Source organism: Gordonia sp. DT30 (assembly GCF_049844915.1).
Lineage (GTDB): Bacteria > Actinomycetota > Actinomycetes > Mycobacteriales > Mycobacteriaceae > Gordonia.
The window spans coordinates 71648-93543 of record NZ_JBNCLY010000012.1 but is presented as its reverse complement, the minus strand read 5'-3'; the positions used below and the strand labels follow the sequence as shown (position 1 = coordinate 93543).

Annotated in this window: 19 protein-coding genes; 10 read left to right on the top strand and 9 right to left on the bottom strand. The window is 66.7% G+C overall.

Features of this window, described 5'->3' with window-relative positions:
* Window positions 1-92: 92 nt before the first annotated feature.
* The gene (locus tag ACLQ3C_RS13175) at window positions 93-3881 is read left to right on the top strand and encodes a multifunctional oxoglutarate decarboxylase/oxoglutarate dehydrogenase thiamine pyrophosphate-binding subunit/dihydrolipoyllysine-residue succinyltransferase subunit (protein WP_425705566.1); all 3789 of its coding nucleotides are present in this window, start codon (window positions 93-95) and stop codon (window positions 3879-3881) included.
* A 112-nt stretch (window positions 3882-3993) separates the two neighbouring features.
* Here ACLQ3C_RS13175 and ACLQ3C_RS13170 read toward each other — a convergent pair whose 3' ends face one another.
* Window positions 3994-4581: a TetR/AcrR family transcriptional regulator gene (locus ACLQ3C_RS13170; protein ID WP_425705565.1), complete on the bottom strand. Its 588-nt coding sequence runs from the start codon at window positions 4579-4581 to the stop codon at window positions 3994-3996.
* Window positions 4582-4712: 131 nt separating this feature from the next.
* On the opposite strand from ACLQ3C_RS13170, the gene ACLQ3C_RS13165 reads away from it, so the two are divergent.
* The 5 genes from ACLQ3C_RS13165 to ACLQ3C_RS13145 all read left to right on the top strand — a co-directional run bounded on the left by ACLQ3C_RS13165 (window position 4713) and on the right by ACLQ3C_RS13145 (window position 10261).
* Window positions 4713-6236, top strand: coding sequence for a flavin-containing monooxygenase (locus ACLQ3C_RS13165; RefSeq protein ID WP_425705515.1), 1524 nt, complete (start codon window positions 4713-4715; stop codon window positions 6234-6236).
* Window positions 6237-6265: 29 nt separating this feature from the next.
* Complete coding sequence (locus ACLQ3C_RS13160) at window positions 6266-7096, top strand: SDR family NAD(P)-dependent oxidoreductase (protein ID WP_425705514.1); 831 nt, start codon at window positions 6266-6268, stop codon at window positions 7094-7096.
* 161 nt (window positions 7097-7257) lie between these two features.
* Entirely contained in the window at window positions 7258-7518 is a 261-nt protein-coding gene (locus ACLQ3C_RS13155) for a FeoA family protein (RefSeq protein WP_425705513.1), read from the top strand.
* On the top strand, window positions 7515-9575 hold the full coding sequence (gene feoB, locus ACLQ3C_RS13150) for a ferrous iron transporter B (protein ID WP_425705512.1): 2061 nt from the start codon (window positions 7515-7517) through the stop codon (window positions 9573-9575). Before ACLQ3C_RS13155 ends, feoB begins: the two co-directional genes overlap by 4 nt.
* A 5-nt stretch (window positions 9576-9580) precedes the next feature.
* The gene (locus ACLQ3C_RS13145; protein ID WP_425705511.1) at window positions 9581-10261 is read left to right on the top strand and encodes a NifU family protein; all 681 of its coding nucleotides are present in this window, start codon (window positions 9581-9583) and stop codon (window positions 10259-10261) included.
* A gap of 43 nt (window positions 10262-10304) precedes the next feature.
* Here ACLQ3C_RS13145 and ACLQ3C_RS13140 read toward each other — a convergent pair whose 3' ends face one another.
* Window positions 10305-11222: a glycine betaine ABC transporter substrate-binding protein gene (locus ACLQ3C_RS13140; RefSeq protein ID WP_425705564.1), complete on the bottom strand. Its 918-nt coding sequence runs from the start codon at window positions 11220-11222 to the stop codon at window positions 10305-10307.
* A 165-nt stretch (window positions 11223-11387) separates the two neighbouring features.
* Here ACLQ3C_RS13140 and ACLQ3C_RS13135 point away from each other — a divergent pair, with 165 nt between their 5' ends.
* Entirely contained in the window at window positions 11388-12467 is a 1080-nt protein-coding gene (locus ACLQ3C_RS13135) for a magnesium and cobalt transport protein CorA (protein ID WP_425705563.1), read from the top strand.
* 25 nt (window positions 12468-12492) lie between these two features.
* Here the strand turns inward: ACLQ3C_RS13135 and ACLQ3C_RS13130 are convergent, their stop codons facing one another.
* Window positions 12493-13068, bottom strand: a complete 576-nt coding sequence (locus tag ACLQ3C_RS13130; protein ID WP_425705510.1) for a suppressor of fused domain protein — start codon at window positions 13066-13068, stop codon at window positions 12493-12495.
* Between the two features lie 71 nt (window positions 13069-13139).
* Window positions 13140-13427: an FmdB family zinc ribbon protein gene (locus tag ACLQ3C_RS13125; protein WP_425705509.1), complete on the bottom strand. Its 288-nt coding sequence runs from the start codon at window positions 13425-13427 to the stop codon at window positions 13140-13142.
* Window positions 13428-13577: 150 nt separating this feature from the next.
* Between ACLQ3C_RS13125 and fmdA the strand changes: the two genes are divergently transcribed.
* Genes fmdA through ACLQ3C_RS13110 form a run of 3 tightly spaced genes read left to right on the top strand, consistent with a single transcriptional unit; the run spans window position 13578 to window position 16409 of the window.
* The gene (fmdA, locus tag ACLQ3C_RS13120; protein ID WP_425705508.1) at window positions 13578-14831 is read left to right on the top strand and encodes a formamidase; all 1254 of its coding nucleotides are present in this window, start codon (window positions 13578-13580) and stop codon (window positions 14829-14831) included.
* A 44-nt stretch (window positions 14832-14875) separates the two neighbouring features.
* Window positions 14876-15562: a metallophosphoesterase family protein gene (locus tag ACLQ3C_RS13115; protein ID WP_425705507.1), complete on the top strand. Its 687-nt coding sequence runs from the start codon at window positions 14876-14878 to the stop codon at window positions 15560-15562.
* Entirely contained in the window at window positions 15552-16409 is an 858-nt protein-coding gene (locus tag ACLQ3C_RS13110) for a chromosome partitioning protein ParB (RefSeq protein WP_425705506.1), read from the top strand. The genes ACLQ3C_RS13115 and ACLQ3C_RS13110 overlap by 11 nt, the downstream gene beginning before the upstream one ends.
* A gap of 15 nt (window positions 16410-16424) precedes the next feature.
* Here the strand turns inward: ACLQ3C_RS13110 and ACLQ3C_RS13105 are convergent, their stop codons facing one another.
* The 5 genes from ACLQ3C_RS13105 to ACLQ3C_RS13085 all read right to left on the bottom strand — a co-directional run bounded on the left by ACLQ3C_RS13105 (window position 16425) and on the right by ACLQ3C_RS13085 (window position 21832).
* Window positions 16425-17639: an ABC transporter ATP-binding protein gene (locus ACLQ3C_RS13105; protein WP_425705505.1), complete on the bottom strand. Its 1215-nt coding sequence runs from the start codon at window positions 17637-17639 to the stop codon at window positions 16425-16427.
* A gap of 3 nt (window positions 17640-17642) precedes the next feature.
* Window positions 17643-18473, bottom strand: a complete 831-nt coding sequence (locus ACLQ3C_RS13100) for a carbohydrate ABC transporter permease (protein ID WP_425705504.1) — start codon at window positions 18471-18473, stop codon at window positions 17643-17645.
* A gap of 6 nt (window positions 18474-18479) precedes the next feature.
* On the bottom strand, window positions 18480-19664 hold the full coding sequence (locus ACLQ3C_RS13095) for an ABC transporter permease subunit (protein WP_425705503.1): 1185 nt from the start codon (window positions 19662-19664) through the stop codon (window positions 18480-18482).
* The gene (locus ACLQ3C_RS13090; protein WP_425705562.1) at window positions 19661-21145 is read right to left on the bottom strand and encodes an extracellular solute-binding protein; all 1485 of its coding nucleotides are present in this window, start codon (window positions 21143-21145) and stop codon (window positions 19661-19663) included. The genes ACLQ3C_RS13095 and ACLQ3C_RS13090 overlap by 4 nt, the downstream gene beginning before the upstream one ends.
* Window positions 21146-21343: 198 nt before the next feature.
* On the bottom strand, window positions 21344-21832 hold the full coding sequence (locus ACLQ3C_RS13085; protein WP_425705502.1) for a general stress protein: 489 nt from the start codon (window positions 21830-21832) through the stop codon (window positions 21344-21346).
* Window positions 21833-21896 lie beyond the last annotated feature (64 nt).

The window sequence follows — 21896 nt, the reverse complement described above, 5'->3', positions numbered from 1 at the left end:
CCCGACACCATAGGGAATTGAGGCGAGAAACCGCTGTGAGCAGTTCGACATCCGAGACCGATTTCGGACAGAACGAATGGCTGGTCGAGGAGATGTACCAGCAATATCAGAAGGACCCGAACTCGGTGGATCCGAGTTGGCACGATCTTCTGAAGAACTACAAGCCCGACGGCGCGGGCCGGTCGTCGAACGGGGTGAGCGCCCACTCCACATCCGCCGGATCCCCATCCGCCTCTGCCCCACCCGCCCCTACCCCGGCTGCCGACCGATCCGCACCGGCCCGCCCCACCTCCGCCGACGGGTCCGCCCCCGCCGATGCCGCGCCGCGACCCAAGCGCGGCGTGACCCTCGACCAGGGCCCGCAGCCCCGTACCGCGAGTGTGCGCAAGACACCCGCTCGCGAGGCCCCGGCGACCAAGGCCGCCTCCGGACGCAGTGTCGCCAGCCGCGACGGTTCCGCACAATCGCAGAAGGACCGCGCACCGGCCGAGAAGACCTCGGCCGGTGCCGCCGAGGACGAGACCAAGGTCCTGCGTGGACCGGCCGCCGCGATCGCCAAGAACATGGCGGCGTCGCTGCAGATCCCGACCGCCACGAGCGTTCGCGCCGTGCCGGCGAAACTGATGATCGACAACCGCATCGTCATCAACAATCACCTGGCCCGCACCCGCGGTGGCAAGATCAGTTTCACCCATATCCTCGGGTACGCGATCGTGCAGGCGATCAAGTCGTTCCCGAATATGAACCGGCATTTCGCCGAGGTCGACGGCAAGCCGAACGTCGTCACCCCCGCGCACACCAATCTCGGCCTGGCCATCGATCTCGTCGGCAAGGACGGCAGCCGCACTCTTGTCGTCGCCGCGATCAAGAAGACCGACACGATGGGATTCGCGGAGTTCTACACCGCATACCAGGACATCGTCCGTCGGGCCCGCGACGGCAAGCTCGGAGCCGAAGACTTTGCGGGCGTGACGGTTTCGCTCACCAACCCCGGAACCATCGGTACCGTGCACTCGGTGCCGCGCCTGATGAAGGGCCAGGGCGCCATCATCGGCGCCGGGGCGATGGAATACCCCGCGGAGTTCCAGGGCGCCAGCGATGAGCAGATCGCCGAACTCGGCGTCGGCAAACTGATGACACTCACCTCCACCTACGACCACCGCGTCATCCAGGGCGCCGAGTCCGGTGACTTCCTGCGCCGTATCCACCAGCTACTGCTCGACGACGCGTTCTACGACGAGATCTTCACCGCCTTCCACGTGCCGTATGAGCCGATTCGCTGGCGTCGCGACATCCCCGCAGGCCTGGTGGACAAGAACGCCCGCGTGCTCGAGCTGATCGCCGCGTACCGCAACCGCGGACATCTGATGGCCGACATCGATCCGCTCATGATGGACAGTGATGCGCGCACCAGCCATCCCGATCTCGACATCCTGACCTATGGGCTGACGCTCTGGGATCTCGATCGGACCTTCAACGTCGGCGGCTTCCACGGCCAGCAGAAGATGAAGCTGCGCGACGTGCTCTCGATTCTGCGCGACGCGTACTGCCGGCATGTCGGCGTCGAGTACACCCACATCCTCGAGCCCGAGCAGCAGCGTTGGCTCCAGGAACGGGTGGAGATCAAGCACGTCAAGCCGCCGGTGGCCGAGCAGAAGTACATCCTGTCCAAACTCAATGCCGCCGAGGCCTTCGAGACGTTCCTACAGACCAAATACGTTGGGCAGAAGCGCTTCTCGCTCGAGGGTGCCGAGGCGGTCATCCCGATGATGGATGCGGTGATCGATCAGGGCGCTGAATTCGGCCTGAACGAGGTCGTCATCGGAATGCCGCACCGCGGGCGCCTCAACGTGCTCGCCAACATCGTCGGCAAGCCCTATTCGAAGATCTTCACCGAGTTCGAGGGCAACCTGAACCCGTCGCAGGCGCACGGCTCGGGCGACGTCAAATACCATCTCGGCGCCGAGGGCAAGTACTACCAGATGTTCGGGGACAACGAGATCAATGTCTCGCTGACCGCCAACCCGAGCCATCTCGAGGCCGTCGACCCGGTGCTCGAGGGTCTGGTCCGCGCCAAGCAGGATCAACTCGACGAGGACGACGAGTTCTCGATCCTGCCGCTGATGCTGCACGGCGACGCCGCGTTCGCGGGTCAGGGCGTGGTCCCGGAGACGTTGAACCTGGCGATGCTGCCCGGCTACCGCACCGGCGGCACCGTGCACATCGTGGTCAACAACCAGGTCGGTTTCACCACCGCGCCCGAGCACTCCCGCTCCTCCGAATACTGCACCGACGTGGCCAAGATGATCGGTGCGCCGATCTTCCACGTCAACGGTGACGATCCGGAGGCCTGCGTCTGGGCCGCGAAACTGTCCGTGGATTACCGCGAGGCCTATCACAAGGACGTGGTGATCGACCTCGTCTGCTTCCGCCGTCGCGGTCACAACGAGGGCGACGACCCCTCGATGACCCAGCCGGCGATGTACGACGTCATCGACACCAAGCGCGGCGTTCGCAAGTCCTACACCGAGGCCCTGATCGGCCGCGGTGACATCTCCACCAAGGAGGCCGAGGACGCGCTGCGCGACTACCAGGGCCAATTGGAGCGGGTGTTCAACGAGGTCAAGGAGCTCGAGAAGTTCCGGCCGGAGCCCAGTGAGTCCGTCGAGGCCGATCAGCCGTTGCCGCAGAAACTGGTGACCGCGGTCGACAAGTCGGTGCTCGCCGAGATCGGCGATGTCTTCTTCAACGTGCCCGAGGGGTTCACCCCGCATCCACGCGTCAAGCCGGTGCTCAAGCGCCGCCACGAGATGTCGACCAACGGCGGCATCGACTGGGCGTTCGCCGAACTGCTGGCTTTCGGTTCGCTCGTCCGGGAGGGCCGTACCGTTCGGCTGTCCGGCCAGGATTCGCGCCGTGGCACATTCACCCAGCGTCACTCGGTGCTCATCGACCGCGACAACGGGTCGGAGTACACGCCACTCAATCACCTGACGCCGCGCGACGGTGCGGATTCACTGGGTCGCTTCATGGCCTACGATTCGCCGCTCTCGGAGTTCGCGGTCGTCGGGTTCGAGTACGGCTACTCGGTCGGCAATCCCGACGCATTGGTGTTGTGGGAGGCGCAGTTCGGTGACTTCGTCAACGGCGCACAGTCGATCATCGACGAGTTCATCAGCTCCGGAGAGGCCAAGTGGGGCCAGCGGTCCGACGTCGTGCTGCTGCTTCCCCACGGCCATGAGGGCCAGGGACCCGACCACACCTCGGGCCGCATCGAGCGGTTCCTGCAGCTGTGCGCCGAGGGATCGATGACGGTCGCACTGCCGTCGACGCCGGCCAGCTACTTCCATCTGCTGCGCCGCCACGTCCTCGACGGCATCAGCCGGCCGCTGATCGTCTTCACCCCGAAGTCGATGCTGCGCAACAAGGCCGCCGTCTCCCCGGTCGAGGATTTCACCGAGGACAAGTTCCGCTCGGTGATCGACGACCCCCGGTTCACCGCGGGCGCCGGACGCGACGCCGTCAAGCGGGTGCTGCTGGTCAGCGGCAAGCTCTACTACGAGCTGGCCGCCCGCCGCGACAAGGACGAGCGCGATGACGTCGCGGTCGTGCGTGTGGAGCAGCTCTACCCGGTGCCCCATCGTCGTCTGCGTGACACGCTCGATCGGTACCGCAACGCCGACGACTTCGTGTGGGTTCAGGAGGAGCCGGCCAACCAGGGTCCGTGGCCGTTCCTGGGTCTGTGGCTGCCCGAGTTGCTGCCGGATGTTCTCAAGGGTCTGCGTCGCGTGTCGCGGCGTCCGATGTCGGCCCCGTCGTCGGGCTCGAGCAAGGTGCACGCCGTCGAGCAGCAGGAGATCGTCGACGGAGCATTCTCCTGACGTGAGCGCCTGAGCGACAAGCGCTTTCAGGCCCAGAGCCGCGGCCCACGGTCATCCGAGGGCCGCGGCTCTGCGCGACTGCGGTTCGGCGCGTCGGCGCCAGCGCGTGGGGTCAGGGTGCGGTCGGCAGCACGGCACCGACTGCCGATGCGAGCGCAGGAAGCGCCGAGCTGATGACGGCCAGCAGTTCGTCGCGGGTGATGAGCGGGTCGGTGAGCCACGAGATGGTGGTCTGTTCGACGAACGCGATCCAGCCGTGCACCGTCATCTCGACAACCGGTGTCGGCTCGATCTCCAGCGCGGGCGCATGATCGAGAACCCGGCCGGCCATCACCGAGCGGGTGTGGTCGAAGACCTCCCGCATGGCCGGATCGGCGCTGGCCGCGCCCCGGATCAGGGCCATGTAGGCGCTACGGTTATCGGTGACGAAGTCGACGAATGCCGACATCGACGCGGTCAGGATGCGCAGCGGATCGCCGAGCGACTCTTCGGGTGCGGTGCATTCGAGCATCGCCTCGGCCTGGGCGCGTGCGATCGCCACGTGGAAATCCTGCTTGGAGTCGAAGTAGTGGAACAGCAAGGCCCGCGAAACCCCGGCCTCCTCCGCGATCGCATCTATCGACACCTGCTCCAGCGGCCGCTCCCCGACCATCGCCAGTCCGAGGGCGATCAGTTGGTCGCGTCGCGCCTGCGGACTCATGCGGGTACGCCGACCCGATGCGGTGGCGGCCGATGCCGCAGAGTTACTCGTGGTCACAGGCCCACCCTAGCCTATTGATCGGCGTTCAATAGTTATTGACGAACGTTCAATAGATCTCTATCGTGAACACCATGACAACACATGATGTAGAGATCGCCATCGTGGGAGCCGGCTTCTCCGGCCTCGGTGCGGCCATCGCGCTCGCGCGCACCGGTGTCGACGACTACGTCATCCTCGACCGCGGGCGCGATTTCGGTGGCACCTGGCGCGACAACACCTATCCCGGCGCCGCCTGCGACGTGGCGTCGAACCTCTACTCCTATTCCTTTGCCCCCAACCCACGATGGTCACGATCGTATTCGCACCAGCCCGAGATTCACCGGTACATCAACGCGGTCGCCGACGAGTACGACGTGCGGCCCAAGGCGCGTTTCGACACCGAGGTCATCGAGGCGCGGTGGGACGAGGATGCCGCCCGCTGGGTCGTCGACACCCTGACCGACGGCGACGAGAACACCTACCGCGCAAGACATCTCGTCGGCGCCGTCGGCCCCCTCTGCGAGCCCACCCTGCCCGACATCGACGGTATCGACTCCTTCGGCGGCACCATCATGCATTCGGCTCGCTGGAACGACGAGGTCGACGTCACCGGCAAACGGGTCGCGGTGATCGGCACCGGCGCGTCGGCGATCCAGATCGTTCCGGAGCTGGCCGCCATCGCCGGTCACCTCGACGTCTACCAGCGCACCGCGCCATGGATCGTGCCCCGCACCGAGCGTCCCTACACGCGGGCCGAACACTGGATGTACAAGCACCTGCCCGCCGTCCAAACTGCTTCTCGGGCCGGCATCTACGTTTTCAACGAGTTCGTCGCCTTCGGGATGACCTATTCCCCGGCCGCCCTCAAACCGGTCGAGATCCTGGCCCGCGCCAACATCTTCCGCGGCGTCCGCGACCCGCAGCTGCGCGCCCGGGTGACCCCGCACTTCCAGATCGGCTGCAAACGCATCCTGCGTTCCAATGCCTGGTATCCCGCCCTCGACCGCGACAACGTCGACGTGATCACCGACCCGATCGAGCGGATCACCGAGACCGGGATCGTCACCGCCGACGGCACTGCGCACGACGTCGACATCCTGGTCGTGGCCACCGGCTTCCACGTCACCGACTCGCCGGTGTTCTCCCGCATCGCCGGAGTCGGCGGACGCAGTCTCGCGCAGGTGTGGGGCGAGACCGGCATGCAGGGCTACAAGGGTTCGTTCGTGCACGGATTCCCGAACATGATGCTGATGATCGGCCCGTCGACCGGACTGGGCCACACCTCGATGGTCTACATGATCGAGTCGCAGCTGAAATACCTGGCCGACTACATCGCCACCGCCCGCGCGCGCAACGCGCAACGCGTGGAGGTGACCGCCCAGGCCCAGGACCGATACAACTCCGGTATCCAGCACAAACTGCGCAACAGCGTGTGGGTCAACGGCGGCTGCGCGTCCTGGTACAAGGACGCCAAGGGCAACATCACCACCCTGTGGCCCGGTTTCACCTTCGACTTCCGCCGCGAGACAAAGAAGTTCGACACCGCTGCATATGACATCGTCGGAGCGGATGCCGTCACGGCCACCCCGGCCGCCCCGGCCACCGTCGGCGCCTGACCTACCCGAACACACGAAAAGAGGCTCACATGAAGGACTTTCACGACAAGGTCGTCGTCGTCACCGGAGCAGGATCGGGGATGGGCCGTGACCTCGCGGTCAAACTGGCCCGGCTCGGCGCGAAACTGGCCATCTCCGATGTCAATCCCGAAGGCCTGGCCGAGACCGAACGGCTGATCACCGCGATCGGGACACCGGTACACACCCAGATCCTCAACGTCGCCGAACGCGAGGCGGTCCTCGACTACGCCGAGACCGTCGTCGCCCACTACGGCAAGGTCAACGTCATCTTCAACAACGCCGGAATCGCCCACCACGGCGAGATCGAACGCACCGAATTCAAGGACATCGAGCGTGTCCTCGACGTCGACTTCTGGGGAGTCGTGAACGGCACCAAGGCTTTTCTGCCGCACATCATCGCCTCCGGAGACGGCCACATCGTCAACACCTCGTCGCTGTTCGGTCTGCTGTCCGAGCCGGGTCAGGCCGCCTACAATGCCGCCAAGTTCGCAGTGCGCGGTTTCACCGAGTCGCTGAACCAGGAGATGATCGTCGCCAAGCATCCGGTCAAGGTGTCCTGTGTGCATCCCGGCGGGATCAAGACCGCGATCGCCCGCAACGCGACCGTCTCGGGCGATCACGACGCAACCGCCACCGCCAACTTCTTCGACCGCTACCTGGCGCGGACGACCTCCGAGGACGCCGCCGACATCATCTTGAACGGTGTCCGCAAGAACAAGGCACGGATCCTCGTCGGCACCGACGCGAAGATCCTCGATCTGTGGGTCCGGCTGGTCGCCTCCAAGTACCAGTGGATCACCGCCAAGGTCACCGCGCTGGCACTGTCGAAAGCGTCCTGACCCCGCATACCTCGAACAGGGGCCGTCCCGCCGGGACGGCCCCTGTTTCGCGCCCATGATCTTCTCACGCCGTTGGTGACCATCGGCCCTGTCAGCTCAGGTAAGCCGATCCTATGATGTAGTGGTATCACGGGATGGGTACCCGAAAGGAGGCAGCGGCGATGACGAACCCTGAGGTCGGCACCACGATCGGGATGAACCGGCTGACGGTGCGCGAATCGGCGCGCGTCGTCGGCTACGTCGATTCCTGTCCGCCACAGGTCCGCCGCCGCATGGTCAGCCTCGGATTCTCCCCGGGTGCCACGGTCACCAAGGTGCGGCGCGCGCTCCTCGGCGACCCATGCGTGTACCGGGTGGCCGATTACGAGATGTGCCTACGTGCCCGCGAGGCGGCCCACATCGAGTGCGCGGTGCAGTCGTGAGCGACTGCCACGCGCCCGGGTCGGACGCCTCCGACGTCGACGAGGTCGGCTCCCCCATCGAATCCGTGGCGCTCATCGGCAGCCCGAACGCCGGCAAGACCTCGGTGTTCAACGGGCTGACCGGGCTGCGCCTCAAGACCGCCAACTATCCCGGCGTCACCCTGTCCCGGTCGGTCGGCCGCTGCCGGGTCCACGTACCCGAACACTCCACTCATGCCGAGGGCCGGGGCGCCGGCACGGCCACGACGACCGCGATGATCAATCTGGAGGATCTGCCGGGCGCGTACAGCCTGGACCCGATCTCCCCCGACGAACGGGTCGTGGCCGATCTGCTCGCCGGCGACCTCGACGGTGCCCTCCCACCGGACGCGGTGATCGTCGTCGTCGATTCGACCGTGCTACAACGCTCACTGACCCTGGTCGCCGAAACGCTGAATCTCGACATCCCGGTGGCGATCGTGCTGACGATGACCGACGAGATGGAACACCGGGGCGGGCGGATCGACCCGAGCGGCCTCGGCGACGCGCTCGGCGTGCCGGTGCGGGCGGTCGTCGGAACCAAGAAGTCGACCCTCGAACCCGTGCGCACCCTGCTCGGCGATCCGGATTCGTGGAGTCGTCCGGCCGTGAACCCGCCCACCGATTCGGGTCCGATGCTCGCCGATTGGGCCGCCTCGGTGCTCGCGATGGCGGACTATCAGCCGCCGCGCGCACACTCGGCGACGTCGCGGGTCGACCGGGTACTGCTGCATCCGGTCTTCGGCACGCTCGCGTTCCTGGCCGTCATGTTCGTGTTCTTCCAGGTGGTGTTCACCGTCGCCGCCCCGTTCCAGGACTGGATCGAGGCATTCTTCGGGTGGCTCGGAACCGTGGTCGGCGACCATGTGACCCAGCCGATTCTCGGCGACTTCTTGTCGACGGCGCTGATCGGTGGGGTCGGCGGCGTGCTCGTGTTCGTGCCGCAGATCGTGTTGATGTTCCTGTTGATCGCCCTCATGGAGAACGTCGGCTACATGTCGCGCGCGGCGTTCCTCACCGACCGGGTGATGAGCCGCGCCGGTCTGGAGGGACGTGCCTTCGTGGCGATGCTGTCGTCGTTCGCCTGCGCGGTGCCGGGCATCATGGCCGCGCGCACCCTCCCGTCGTCGAAGGATCGCATCGCGGTCGCGATGTCGGCACCGCTGGTGACGTGCTCGGCGCGACTGCCGGTGTTCGTGCTGCTGACCGGGCTGCTCATCCCGTCGGATGCGCGTTTCGGCCCGATCCACGCCCAGGGTGCGGCGATGTTCGCGCTGTACGTGCTCGGCGGGGTCTCGGCGATGGCCGCCGCTGCGGTCTTCAAGCGCAGCCGCCCACTGCGCAGCGGGCTCATGCCCTTCTACATGGAGATGCCGCCCTACCGGCTGCCCGCGGTGAAATCGGTGGCCCTGATGATGTGGGACTCCACCAGGACGTTCCTGCGCAAGGTCGGCAAGATCATCCTGCTCACCTCGATCGTGCTGTGGATTCTGCTGTCGCTGCCCGCGCACACCGCACAGGCCGAGAAGGTCCGGCAGGACGCGACCGCGGTGGCCGTCGCGCACGGCGCGAGCCCCGACGACGCCGCCGCCACCGCGGACGCGCAGGCTCGCTCCTACGTGATGGACAACAGCTTCGCGGCGTCGATCGGCAAGGCCGTCGAGCCGGTCTTCGCGCCCCTCGGCTTCGACTGGCGCATCGACATCGGCATTCTCGGATCGTTCTCGGCACGGGAAGTGGTGGTGTCGACGCTCGGGCAGATCGGCGCGGCCCAGGATGCCGACGATCCCTCGGCGGCGCTGGCGGGGATGACCTACACCGACGGGCCACACGAGGGACGCCCACTGTTCGGCCCGCCGACAGTTGTGGCGCTGCTGCTGTTCTTCGTCTATGCGCTGCAATGCATGTCGACTGTGGGCACGATCCGGCGCGAGACCAACTCGTGGCGCTGGCCGCTGATCGCGTGGACCTACATGTTCGTCCTGGCATGGGTGGCCGGCTTCCTGGGATACCAGATCACCGCCGCGATCACCGGGTGAACGCCATGACCATCATGCTGCTGCCCGCACCGCTCGATCGCGACCATCCCGACGTGATCCGCTGGCGCGTCGGTCCGGGCCTCATCCGCACCGAGGCCACCCTCGTGGCCGGTGACCCCGCCGACGTCGGGTTCCCGCCTGCGGTGGCCGACCTCGTCGGTTCCGCGACCCTGCGGTCGGTGCACGTTGCGCCGGGCGCCATCGAGACCACGTTCGCCGCCGGCCACACGGCACGGACCAGCGGTGCACGGGTACGCGCGGCATTGTTCGAGGCGCTGTCGCAGCCCGGCGGGTGGCCCGAGCCGGGTGTGACCGAGCCCGACGGCGGCCCGGACGTGCCGGCCGCCATCGCCGCGGTGCGCCGCGGCGGGGACCGGGAACTCGAGGCGGGTGTTCGCGAGGTGCTGGCCGGCGAATTCGGTCTGTACACCGCGGCGCACGGCGGGCGCGTCGAATTGGTCGACGTGACCGGCGGTGTGGTGACCGTGGCCCTGCGCGGTCAGTGTCATGGATGTGCCGCCGCGTCGATCACCTTGCGCGAGAACCTGGCGACGCACCTACGCCGCTTGCCTGCGTTCGTCGAGCTGCGCACGACCGGCGAAGACAACTACACCAGCCCACCGGGGCGGACGATGCTCGGCTCGATCCGCCTGCGGTCGGCGGACCGCCGCGCCCGTGGTCAATAAAGCACCTGATCGCCAGATTCCCCGTCGCCAGATCCCCCGGTCGCTAGATCCCGTGTTCGTTGAGCCAGTCGGCCGCCAGGCCGGCCGGATTCGACCCGGCCCGGACCCTTCCGGCGAGGGTGGCGAGGTCGGCGGTCGTGATCTCGCCGGCCACCCGGTTGATCGCCTTCACCTGGTCACGGGTCAGCGCGGCGGTGCGATACACCGGCACGAGCACCTCTGCCGGTGGACCGGCCGCCGCACCCTGGGAACCCGACGGCGCCGACAGCGCCTCGACCTGCCCGGCCGGGCCCGATGCGGTGTCACCGGCGATCTGTAACGGCGTCAACAAGCCGAGCGCGTTGCCCGCCGCCACGCGCTCGAGCACCGTGCGCGCGTCACCCACGCGTGCCACCGGCCCCAACCGGCAGCCGGCATCGGCGAATGCATGCAGCGTCCGGGCGTCAGGCTCGTCGGTGGTGACGACGAGCAGCCCGGCGGGCAGCCGCGCGCACCCCGACAGGTCACTCACCCCGGCCGCCGCCGCGGTGGCATTACTCACGAACAACTGCGGCGTGACGCTCACCGGCGTCGCATCACCGACCGAAACACCTTCTGGCAACGAGCGATTGAGAGCCACATATCGGGCGTCGGCATTCGGATCGGCCGCGGCGGGTCCGTCTCCGGCCGCGTTACCGGAGTCGGGGGTGGCAGCCGATGCCGGTGCCAGTTCGGCGAGCAGCCGGCCGGTGAACGCCGGGAAGAGGTCGACCTCGGAGCGGCTCATCGCATCAAGCAGTGCCCCGTCGTCGCCGATGCGCGGGTCCGGCGACACGTCGGCGCCGGCACCGCGCAACGCACCGGCGTAGATCTGTGCCATCACCAGCGATTCCGGTGTGCCCGACGCGCCCATGACCAGCGGCCGGCCGACATCGCCGTTGTCATCGCTCGCGCATCCGGTGAGTACCGCGAGCAGCAGCATCAACGCCGCCACGAAGGTCGCGGCCGTACCGCCCGTCACTCGATGTCGCACGGCACTCACCGTATCGTGCGACATGTTTCGGACCGACTGCCACGCTCTGCGCGCCCATCGGTCGTGGCGACCCGCCTGCACAGTCCGACGCGTAGCATCCCAACCGTGCCATCGATGCCCCACCTGCGGCCCAGCCTCGGATTCACCACCGGTCGGCGTGAGCGCCCACCGCTGCCCCGGATACCGGTGCCGATCGCACGTGCCGTCGTCGATTGCGCGGTGTACATCGAAGGGCATCGACAGCCCGGACGTATCGGGTATGCCGAGGCCCTCGAGCAGGTACGCGGCAGCGGGGAAGGGTTCGTGTGGCTGGGCCTGCACGCTCCCGACGACGAGCAGATGACCGGTGTCGCCGAGGTGTTCGGGCTCCACGAACTTGTCGTCGAGGACGCCGTGCACGCCCATCAACGGCCGAAACTCGAGATCTACGACGACACCCAGTTCCTGGTGCTGCGCACCGTGAAATACGTCGAGCACGAGTCGATCGAGAAGGCCAGCGAGGTCGTCGAGAGCGGCGAGATCATGATCTTCACCGGGCCCGACTTCGTCATCACCGTCCGGCACGGCGATCACACCCATCTGTCGGGCCTGCGCCGGCGGCTCGAGTCGCGTCCGGAACGTCTCGCGCTCGGGCCGACGGCGGTCATGCACGCCATCGCCGACCTCGTCGTCGACAGCTATCTCGTCGTGAGCGAACGGATGGAGACCGATGTCCTCGCCGTCGAGGGAACCGTATTCGGCAACAAGCAACGGTGGCTCGGGATCGAGCCGGTCTACCTCCTCAAGCGCGAAGTCCTCGAGTTGCGCCGCGCCGTCACTCCGCTGGCCACCCCGCTGTCGCGGCTGACCGCAAACAATCCGCTGGTCCCCAAGGAGGTCCGGCGTTACCTGCGCGATGTGGCCGATCACCTGACCACCGTCATCGACCGGGTCGTGGAGTACGACGAGGTGCTGTCGTCGCTGCTCGACGCCGCAGCGGCGAAGGTCGGCATCCAGCAGAACAGCGACATGCGCAAGATCTCCGCATGGGTCGCGATCGGAGCCATCCCGACCATGGTCGCCGGGCTCTACGGAATGAACTTCGACGTCCTGCCCGCCATGCACGACGCGCAGGGCTTCGGTGTGGTGTGCCTGTTTCTGGTGATCGTGTGCGGCGGTCTGTGGCTCGTGCTGCGCCGCCACCACTGGCTCTGACACGCCACTGCCCGTGGCGCGGCGATCACATCGTCGCCGGCGACCGGTCCGGGTCGGCGAGGTCGATGCCGGCTTCATTCCACGCCTCACGCAATGCGTCGACGCCCTTGAGGCGTAACCACGCGGCCTCGTTGGCGGTGATCGGGATCGCTCGCAGGAATCTCGCCGGTTCCATCGGATCGGGCAGCGCCACGCTGCCGAGTTCGTCGTCGACGATCATCACCGCGGTGAAAGGCGCTCCATCCCATAGGGGTTCACCGAGGTCGAGCAGTGCATCGGCAGTCAGTACCAGACCTTCGACGGCCGGTGCGGCGGCCAGGGCTGCCAGCCGCCGGTGCAGGCCGGGCAGCGGCGACGCGGCGTGCATGCGGATCACCAGTTCGGCGCGTGGCCCACGTACCGGGTCCGGGTTGAGGTCGGCGGGATCGGCCATCGGATGCCGCGCGCAGCCGAGGGTCACGTAGAGGACCTCGGCGCCGACGGCGAATCGGGCCACCTCGATGGGCTCGACGCCGAGGAAGGTCACCGAGGCACGCTGCGGTTGAGACCCGAGCGTCTCGACGAGATACCCGTTGATGTTGTCGGTGATGGACTGGCTCACGGTTGTCGACGGTATCGTCCGCACGACCCCGGCGTCTCGCTCGGGCGCACGTCAGCACCGGCCGGGATCGATCACGGACGCGGAAGACGTTGGTGCAGCGGATTTCTGGACACCGGGGTCGGTGTGCCCGGCGACCCGGGAACGGAGGTGACCACCGCGGGACGCTCGGCGGTGGCCCGGGTGGCATCGGCCAGACGCATCGCCACCGACCGCCCGGCGCCCAGTCGCGGTGCCGCAATCGTACGACGCGCGGTGGCACCGCAGTCGGGGCAGATCACCGCCTCGGGGATGTCGGTCATCGGATGACTCTGCTCGATGTCGGCGCACTCACCGGCACACCGGAAGACATAGGTGGGCACGTCTCGAGGGTAAGACATCGGCGCACCCCGCACCGGGCCCCCGCCGCCTTTCGCAGGGCGCGGGCGGGTTGCGCGCGGTAACGTCACCGGACACATGGTCGCATCAGCATCTCGATGAGTATCGAATCGCCCATACGGTGTGGAGGCACAATGCCCGAGTTGATCTTTCCGCTGGATTCGTCGAAGTCGTTCACCGATCAGCCGATCGTCGGACACAATCGCTGGCACCCCGACATCCCACCGGCGGTGACGGTCAAACCGGGTGACACCTTTCGCGCGCATTGCCGCGAATGGTTCGACGGTGCGATCCACAACGACGACTCCGCCGACGACATCCTCAACGCCCCGCTCAACAATGTGCACACGCTGTCGGGTCCGTTTGCGATCGAGGGCGCCGAGCCGGGTGATCTGCTGATCGTCGACATTCTCGATGTCGGACCCATCCCCCAGGAGGACTCCGGGCCACTGGCCGGCCAGGGCTGGGGCTACACCGGGATCTTCGCCAAGCTCAACGGCGGCGGCTTCCTGACCGAACAGTTCCCCGACGCATACAAGGCCATCTGGGATTTTTCCGGCCAGTCGGCGACGAGTCGGCATGTGCCCCACGTGAAGTACACCGGCATCGTGCATCCGGGCCTGATGGGCACCGCGCCGTCGACGGGATTGCTCGGCAGGTGGAACGCCCGGGAGGCCGCACTGATCGCCACCGACCCGGAGCGCGTGCCACCGCTCGCGTTGCCGCCCGAGCCCGACGGCGCGATCCTCGGTGCGCTGGCCGGCGACGAGTTCACCCGCGTCGCCGCCGAGGCGGCGCGCACCGCTCCCCCTCGGGAGAACGGTGGCAACCAGGACATCAAGAACCTCAGCAAGGGCACGCGCATCTTCTATCCGGTGTTCGTACCCGGCGCGAACCTTTCCTTCGGCGATCTGCATTTCTCGCAAGGTGACGGCGAGATCACCTTCTGCGGCGCCATCGAGATGGGTGGATTCCTCGATCTGCACGTCGACCTCATCAAGGGCGGCATGGCGACCTATGGCGTACACGAGAACGCGATCTTCATGCCCGGCAACGTCGAGCCCCGCTATTCGGAATGGATCGCCTTCTCCGGCACCTCGGTCACCCTCGACGGAGAGCAGCGCTATCTCGACTCCGACCTGTCGTATCAGCGCGCCTGCCTCCATGCCATCGACTACCTGACGAATTTCGGCTACAGCCCTGAGCAGGCCTATCTGTTGCTCGGCTCGGCTCCCATCGAGGGCCGGCTGTCGGGGGTCGTCGACATCCCCAATTCGTGTGCGACGGTGTATATTCCGACGGCCATCTTCGATTTCCCGGTGGCCCCGAGCAAGGACGGCCCGGTCCGGATCGATCCGGGCATCGGCGCTGCGCACGCCGCCTTCTGAGTCACCCGAACACCCGCCGCCGGCCGGTGGCCTACCGTGAGGGTGTGGTGAGCATCCTGGCGGTGGCCGACGAGGTGGTGGACTCGCTCACCTTCGGGGTGGGCCTCGAAGCCAAGCCGGACCTCATCCTCGGTGCCGGTGACCTGCCGTTCGACTATCTGGAGGTACTCGCCGGGCTGTGTGACGCCCCGTGCGTGTTCGTACCCGGCAACCACGACCGTGAGCTGCGCGGTTACCGTCGCAGCCGGGCCGGCTGGACGCGCGCCGGGCTGCCCAGTCCCGATCCCGGCCCCCAGGGAGCGGTCAACGCCGACGGCCGGACCGTGACGGTGGCCGGGGTGCGCATCAGCGGACTCGGCGGCAGCATCCGCTACAACGGTGGCGCCAATCAGTACACCGAAACCCAGCAGCGGATGCGATCGTGGGCCTTGCGCGCGCGCCGCGGCCTGGGGCAGCCGCGGCCCCACATACTGCTCACCCATTCCCCGGCCCGCGGGGTCGGCGACGCCGACGATCGCCCACACCGGGGGTTCGCCTGCTATCACCGGTTGGTCGCGCGGCTGCAGCCGAACATCATGGTGCACGGACACATCCATCCGTACGGCGCACATCCACGCGACCTCATCATCGGCGAGGGCACCGTCTCGATGAACGTGGTCGGCTATTGTCAATTCGACTTCGACACCACCACCGGCGATTTCGCGATCGTGAGGCGCAGACATGGCTCGTGACACCGGATTCCCCGACGCCGATGCCGACGCCGACTTCGCGCGGATGCGTCGCCGCGCCGAGCTGGCCCGGCTGACGCAGTGGTTCACGCGCCAGCCGGCCGACGTCAACACCATCCTGCCGTTCGACGAGGTGGTGGCCGCGCTCGGGCGCACCGGCGAGACCTTTCTGGGCCTGCAGACCGTCGAGGTGGCCTCGATCGTCGGAAGTGTGGACCGCACCAAGGATTTCGACCGCTACTTCCGCCCGACGTCTCCGCGGATCCGCAGCCGGTGGCAGCGCTTGGCGGCCGCACAGCGGCGCGGTGAGTCGATGCCGCCGGTTCGGCTCTACCGCATCGGGTCGATGCATTTCGTCATCGACGGCCACCATCGGATATCGATCGCGATCGCGCGTCACCTCGACACGATCGACGCCTATGTCACCGAGATCCACACGCGGATCTCACCGGAGGGCATCAACATCCCCGCCGATCTGATCCTCAAGGATCACCGCAGGCTGTTCCTCGCCCGGGTACCACTGTCGGGCGCACAGGCCGACACGATCCGCTTCGCAGACCCCTTCGACTATGCCGAACTCGCCGAGGCGGTGGAGGCCTGGGGTTTTCGGCTCAGTCAGGAGATCGGCGAGTTCCTCGGACGTATCGATGTGGCTCGCCGCTGGTTCGGCGAGGAGTTCCTCCCGGTGATCCGCATGGCACGCCGCGCCGACGTCCGGCCCGACCTCGACAGCGATGCCGAACTCTACCTATGGCTTGCCGGCGAACGATATCGGCTGGTGCGCAAGCACATCTGGGATGACACCATCATCGACGAACTCCGCGATCAACCTCATCGGCGACGCCGCTGAGAGTGCGCAGGCGCCTCAGCTCGTCACGGGCACCCCGGCGGCAGCCGCAGGCCGATCGGTTCCGCGCAGACTGGCCCCGGACTGCTGGTCGAAGACGGAGATCTTCGCCGGGTCGAAGAACAACTCGGCGCTCGATCCACGGCGTACCTGCGATTCCGGTGACAGCCGGGCGATCATCTCACCACCGCCGAGAGTCGCACCCGAATCCGCCGACAGCTCGGCCAGCGCGTCGTTGGCCGAGGCCTGCGAATCGATCCGGAAGTAGGCGTAGTTGTCGGAACCCATCGATTCCAGGACATCGATTCCGACGGTGAACTTCATACCGCGCGAGAGGGTTTCGGAATCGATGAGGGTGGCATCCTCGAGGTGTTCGGGACGGATGCCGACGAGCACCTCACCGTTGCTGTGGACCTGTCCCGCCGCGGCGGTCACCGCACGCTGGTCGTGCAGGCCGATCGTCCCGACCGGTGTCGAGATGCCGTCGCTGCCGAGCCGGCCGGGCAGAAAATTCATCGCCGGGGAGCCGATGAATCCGGCGACGAAGACGTTCTCCGGATTGTTGTAGAGCTCCTGCGGGGAGCCGACCTGTTGCACATAACCCGAACGCATGACGACGACCCGGTCGCCGAGCGTCATCGCCTCGGTCTGATCGTGGGTGACGTAGACGGTGGTGGTACCCAGTCGTTGTTGCAGCCTGGAGATCTCGGCCCGCATCTGCACACGCAACTTGGCATCGAGGTTACTGAGCGGCTCGTCCATCAGAAATGCCTTGGGCGAGCGCACGATTGCACGCCCCATCGCCACCCGCTGACGCTGACCGCCGGAGAGATTGGCGGGTTTACGGTCGAGGTAGGCGCCGAGGTCGAGGATCTTGGCTGCCTCGTCGACTTTCGTGGCGATCTCGCTCTTCGACAGCTTCGCCAGGGTGAGCGGGAAGGCGATGTTCTCCCGTACCGACATATGCGGATAGAGGGCGTAACTCTGGAACACCATCGCGATATCGCGATCCTTGGGTGCGCGCTCGTTGACGCGCTCCCCGCCGATGCGCAGTTCACCGTCGGTGATGTCCTCGAGTCCGGCGATCATGTTGAGCGTGGTGGACTTTCCGCAGCCGGACGGGCCGACGAGGATGATGAACTCGCCATCGGCGATGTCGACACTCACCCCGTGTACCGCGACCGAACCGTCGGGATACCGCTTGGTGATGTTGTCGAGGACGATCTCTGCCATGGCTTACCCCTTCACCGCGCCGGAGGTCAAGCCGGCCACGATTCGACGTTGGAAGAAGAGTACGAAGATGATGATCGGAATGGTGATCACGACGGCGGCGGCGGCGATGGAACCCGTGGGCTCCTCGAATTGCGAACTGCCCGTGAAGTTCGCGATTGCCACCGGCGCGGTGATGGCCCGTTCGGTTGAGGTCAGCGACAACGCCAGCAGCAGGTCGTTCCACGCGAAGATGAACACCAGGATCGCCGCGGTCACCACACCCGGCGCGGCCAGCGGCGCGATCACCCGGCGGAACGCCTGCCACGGGGTCGCGCCGTCCATCTTGGCGGCCTTCTCGAGCTCCCACGGGATCTCCCGGAAGAACGCCGAGAGGGTGTAGATCGCCAACGGCAGCGCAAAGGTGATGTACGGCAGGATCAGACCCGGCCACGTGTCGAACAGCCCCACTTTTCGCTCGATGTTGAACAGCGGCGTCACCAGCGAGATCTGCGGGAACATCGCGATCAGCAGGGCCGCCCCGACGAGCAGTCGCTTACCCGGGAATTCCAGGCGGGCAACGGCATAGGCCGCCATCGTGCCGAGCACCACCGCGATCACGGTCGTGATGAGGCCGATCCCGATCGAGTTGATCAATGCACTGGTGAATGCGCTCGTGGAGAAGATGGAGGAGTAGTTGTCCCAGGTCCACTCACGCGGGATGAAGTTGCCGTCGGTGACGCTCGAGGCCGGCTTGAACGACAGGCTGAGGATCCACAACAGCGGAATGACCGCGTACAGGACCACCAAGATGTTGGCGATGGCCCACCAGAATTTCGGTTTGGCTCCGGTTCTCACCGCGACCTACCTCCCCTCGCTGTCGGAACCCGGCGCCGCGGTGCCGAATCCCTTGATGAACACGAACGCGATGATCGCCACGCAGATGAATATCAAGATCGAAATCGCCGATCCCACACCCAGATTGAACGCCTTGAACAGATTGTCGTAGCCAAGCATCGAGACCGAGTAGGTGGTGTTCGAGCCGCGCGTGAGGACGTAGATGTTGTCGAAGACGCGGAACGCATCGAGTGTGCGGAACAGCAGCGCCACCAGAATGGCCGGCTTCATGAGCGGCAAGATGATGCGCCACAGGCGAGTCCACGGGCCGGCGCCGTCGACCTGCGCGGCCTTGAGCAGATCGTCGGGCACGAGGGCGAGACCGGCGAGCAGCAACAGCGCCATGAACGGCGTGGTCTTCCACACCTCGGCGAGGACGATGATTCCCAGCGACGGCCACTGCTCGGTGAGCGGCGCACTGCCGTCGGGTAACAGATTGGCCAGATATCCGGTGCCCGGCGTCCACGCGTAATACCAGGAGAACGCCGCCGCCACGGTCACGATGCCATATGGGATCAGTACCAGGGTTCGAATGGTGCCGCGCCCGAAGAGAGTTCGGTGCATCACCAGGGCGATGGCCATGCCGAGCACCAACTCGATGATCACCGACACGACGGTGATTCCCACGGTGACACCGAGTGCCGTCCACCAGTAGCTGTCGGACAGCACCGTCCCATAGTTGGAGAACCAGACGAACTCACGCTGACCCGGTGCCGAGAGGCTCGACTTGTTCAGCGACAGCCAGACGGCATAGATGATCGGATAGCCGGTGACGACGGCCATCATCACCACCGCGGGCAACACCAGCCAGAAGGCCAGTCGCCGCTCGGCTTTTCGGCCCTCGCTGAGTTTCGCGGCCGGCTTGGGTGCCGGTTGCGCCGGACGATCGGCCACCGCGGTCACCGCTCCCGCGCCCGCCGATTGGGGCGAGGCCGCCGGTGCCGGCACCTCCGCCGGCGGTTGCCCCGACGGAGACTGTCCTGACACCGACTGCGCCGGGGGCTGCCACACCGGCGAATGCACCGCGGGACCGAAGGTCTGCGGGGACGTCACATCCAGGCCGGGCTCCGCGGGGCCCGGCTGCTGCTCACCCTCGGGCAACGCGTGGCGGCCGTGACGCGTGTTCTCGTTCTCCTCGTCACCGGTGGTCATGGGATGAGCCCCTCCCCGTTGATCGCCTTGTTGACCGCGTCGGCGAGCTGGTCGACGAGCACCGCCGGATCCCACGCCCCGACCGGCGACAGCTTCGCCTGGAGCAGTGTCGAGATCGCCTGGTAGTCAGGCGACTTCGGCCGCAGCGCGGCGTTGTCGGCCTCGAGCTGCCGCTTGATCAGATCACCCATCGGATAGGTTGCCCGGAATTCCGGGTCGTCGTAGAGCGCCCGATTGACCGGCGGCGTACCGGCATTGATGGAATAGAACTTCTGCGCCTGCTCACTGGTCAGGCAGAGCGCCGCCTTGAAGGCGAGGTCACGCTGCTGCGAGGTGCTCGCGACGGCGATGTTCAGGCCACCGAGCGTGCTCCGCGGCCGGAGCCCGTCTCCCACACCGGGATACGGCGCAAAATCGAACTTCTGCCGGATCTCGTCATTGATCGGCACCAGCTCCTTGAGCTGGTCGGGCGTCGGCGGATCGGCCAGGTTGGTGAGGAAGTCGTTGTGTCGGGTCATATCCGGCAGGAACGGCACCGAACCAGCCGCCGCGTTCTCCCGGATACCGCTGAACACGAAGGGCCAGTTGACCTCATAGAGCGCACTGCCACTCTCCATGCCGAGCCGCGAGGCGGACTCGTCGGAGTTGCTCAGCGACGGGTCGTGGCCGGGCGCGGTGGCCACCGCTTTCATGACCTGCAATGCCTTCACGGTCGCGGCGCGGTGTGCGGGAGTGTCGTTGAGGGTGACCTTGCCCGGGTCCTGTGGATCGACGACCTGACCCCCGGCGCTGGCGAGCAACGAGTTGAACCACACCATCAGACCCTCGTATTGGCGTCCCTGCACCATGATCTGGGTGGGTCCGCCGCGGGCGCCACTCTTGACCGCCTCGGCGATCATGCCCTGCCAGGTCGTGGCCGCACCGCGCTGACCGAGGTCGTGCACGGCATCCTTGCGGTACCAGAGCAACTGGGTGTTGGTCCAGATCGGCATGGCGTAAAGACGCTGGTGATCGTCGGTGGGCGTGCGCCACAATGCGGTTTCGAGCGGACCGCCCAAGGTGGCGGCGGTGACCTGACCGACCTGGTCCTGCGGAACCGGCACGAGCCAACCGGCATCGGCGAATTCGGCGGTCCACACCACGTCCATGCCCATGAGGTCCAGACCGTGGTCGTTGCCCGCGAGCCGCCGTGCCAACTGGAGTCGCTGGTCGTCGGCGGCCTTCGGCAAGGGTGTGGTGACGATCCGATACTGGCCACCGGACTCCTGCGAGCACCGATCGGCCTGGATCTTGACCGAATCCGCGCCATCGGCAGGCGGATACAGGTTCAGCACGCCTTCTTGGTAACCGGAACCGCACGCGGTCACGATCGGCAGCATCGCGGCGAATGCGGCCGCGACGATGACCGCCTTGCCGCGTATACCCAACGATGCCTTCCGATTTCGCGTCCCCTCTCCGGGGTCACGTCTCACCCCGCCCATCCTCCGCCGCACGCAGCCTCCTCGATGTCCCCGGCGCGGCGGCGCGATATGTGTCTCGCGTCACCGTCGACTCTGGAGGTTACGCTATCGCGCCGGATATGTGACGATCAACACAAAGTGTTCGGCCGTGCCAGAACGGGGACCGCTCGCGATCGGTGAAGGCCTCTCAGCGGCGGGAACCCGAACACGGCCCGTCCATCAGGGATTGAGGCGCGCCAGCATGTCGCGGGCCTTCTCGGCACTCTTCGGATCGCAGAGCACGTCGTAGCGTCCGGCGACGAGTTGCATGGTCGAGGCGAAGTCACGCTGTCCGCGGGTCGCGGCATACGGGATCGTCGCCGAGATCAACCCGAAGATGATGCCGCCGACCAGACCGAACAGGATCGGCACCAGCGGACTGCCCGTGACGACCAGAGACACCAGCAACCCGAAGAACAGGCCGAGCCACGCACCGGACACGACGCCGCCGCCGACGACCTTGCCCCAGGTGAGTCGTCCGATGACGCGCTCGACCTGCATCAGGTCGACACCGACGATCGTCACGTCCTCGACGGTGAAATGTTCGTCGGAGAGATGGTCGACCGCGCGTTGCGCCTCGGCATATGTCGAATACGAGCCGATCGGCCAGCCCTGAGGCGGTGTGGGCAGTCCCGGGGTCCGCCGCGACGGCTGGATCGGATTGGTCATTCTCACTCCTTGCGGTTCGGCGCGTCCGCAGCCGGCGGCGGCGTCTCGACCCGCCACCGGGCAT

Bases quoted from the DNA above. Each gene is read 5' to 3' on its own strand.
- ACLQ3C_RS13110 (WP_425705506.1), top strand. From the start codon at position 15,552: ATGGCTCGTGACACCGGATTCCCCGACGCCGATGCCGACGCCGACTTC.
- ACLQ3C_RS13135 (WP_425705563.1), top strand. From the start codon at position 11,388: ATGCCCCACCTGCGGCCCAGCCTCGGATTCACCACCGGTCGGCGTGAG.
- ACLQ3C_RS13085 (WP_425705502.1), bottom strand. From the start codon at position 21,832: ATGACCAATCCGATCCAGCCGTCGCGGCGGACCCCGGGACTGCCCACA.
- ACLQ3C_RS13145 (WP_425705511.1), top strand. From the start codon at position 9,581: ATGACCATCATGCTGCTGCCCGCACCGCTCGATCGCGACCATCCCGAC.
- ACLQ3C_RS13105 (WP_425705505.1), bottom strand. From the start codon at position 17,639: ATGGCAGAGATCGTCCTCGACAACATCACCAAGCGGTATCCCGACGGT.
- ACLQ3C_RS13170 (WP_425705565.1), bottom strand. From the start codon at position 4,581: ATGAGTCCGCAGGCGCGACGCGACCAACTGATCGCCCTCGGACTGGCG.
- ACLQ3C_RS13090 (WP_425705562.1), bottom strand. From the start codon at position 21,145: ATGGGCGGGGTGAGACGTGACCCCGGAGAGGGGACGCGAAATCGGAAG.
- ACLQ3C_RS13165 (WP_425705515.1), top strand. From the start codon at position 4,713: ATGACAACACATGATGTAGAGATCGCCATCGTGGGAGCCGGCTTCTCC.
- ACLQ3C_RS13095 (WP_425705503.1), bottom strand. From the start codon at position 19,664: ATGACCACCGGTGACGAGGAGAACGAGAACACGCGTCACGGCCGCCAC.
- ACLQ3C_RS13160 (WP_425705514.1), top strand. From the start codon at position 6,266: ATGAAGGACTTTCACGACAAGGTCGTCGTCGTCACCGGAGCAGGATCG.
- ACLQ3C_RS13140 (WP_425705564.1), bottom strand. From the start codon at position 11,222: ATGCTGCTGCTCGCGGTACTCACCGGATGCGCGAGCGATGACAACGGC.
- fmdA (WP_425705508.1), top strand. From the start codon at position 13,578: ATGCCCGAGTTGATCTTTCCGCTGGATTCGTCGAAGTCGTTCACCGAT.
- ACLQ3C_RS13155 (WP_425705513.1), top strand. From the start codon at position 7,258: ATGACGAACCCTGAGGTCGGCACCACGATCGGGATGAACCGGCTGACG.
- ACLQ3C_RS13175 (WP_425705566.1), top strand. From the start codon at position 93: ATGTACCAGCAATATCAGAAGGACCCGAACTCGGTGGATCCGAGTTGG.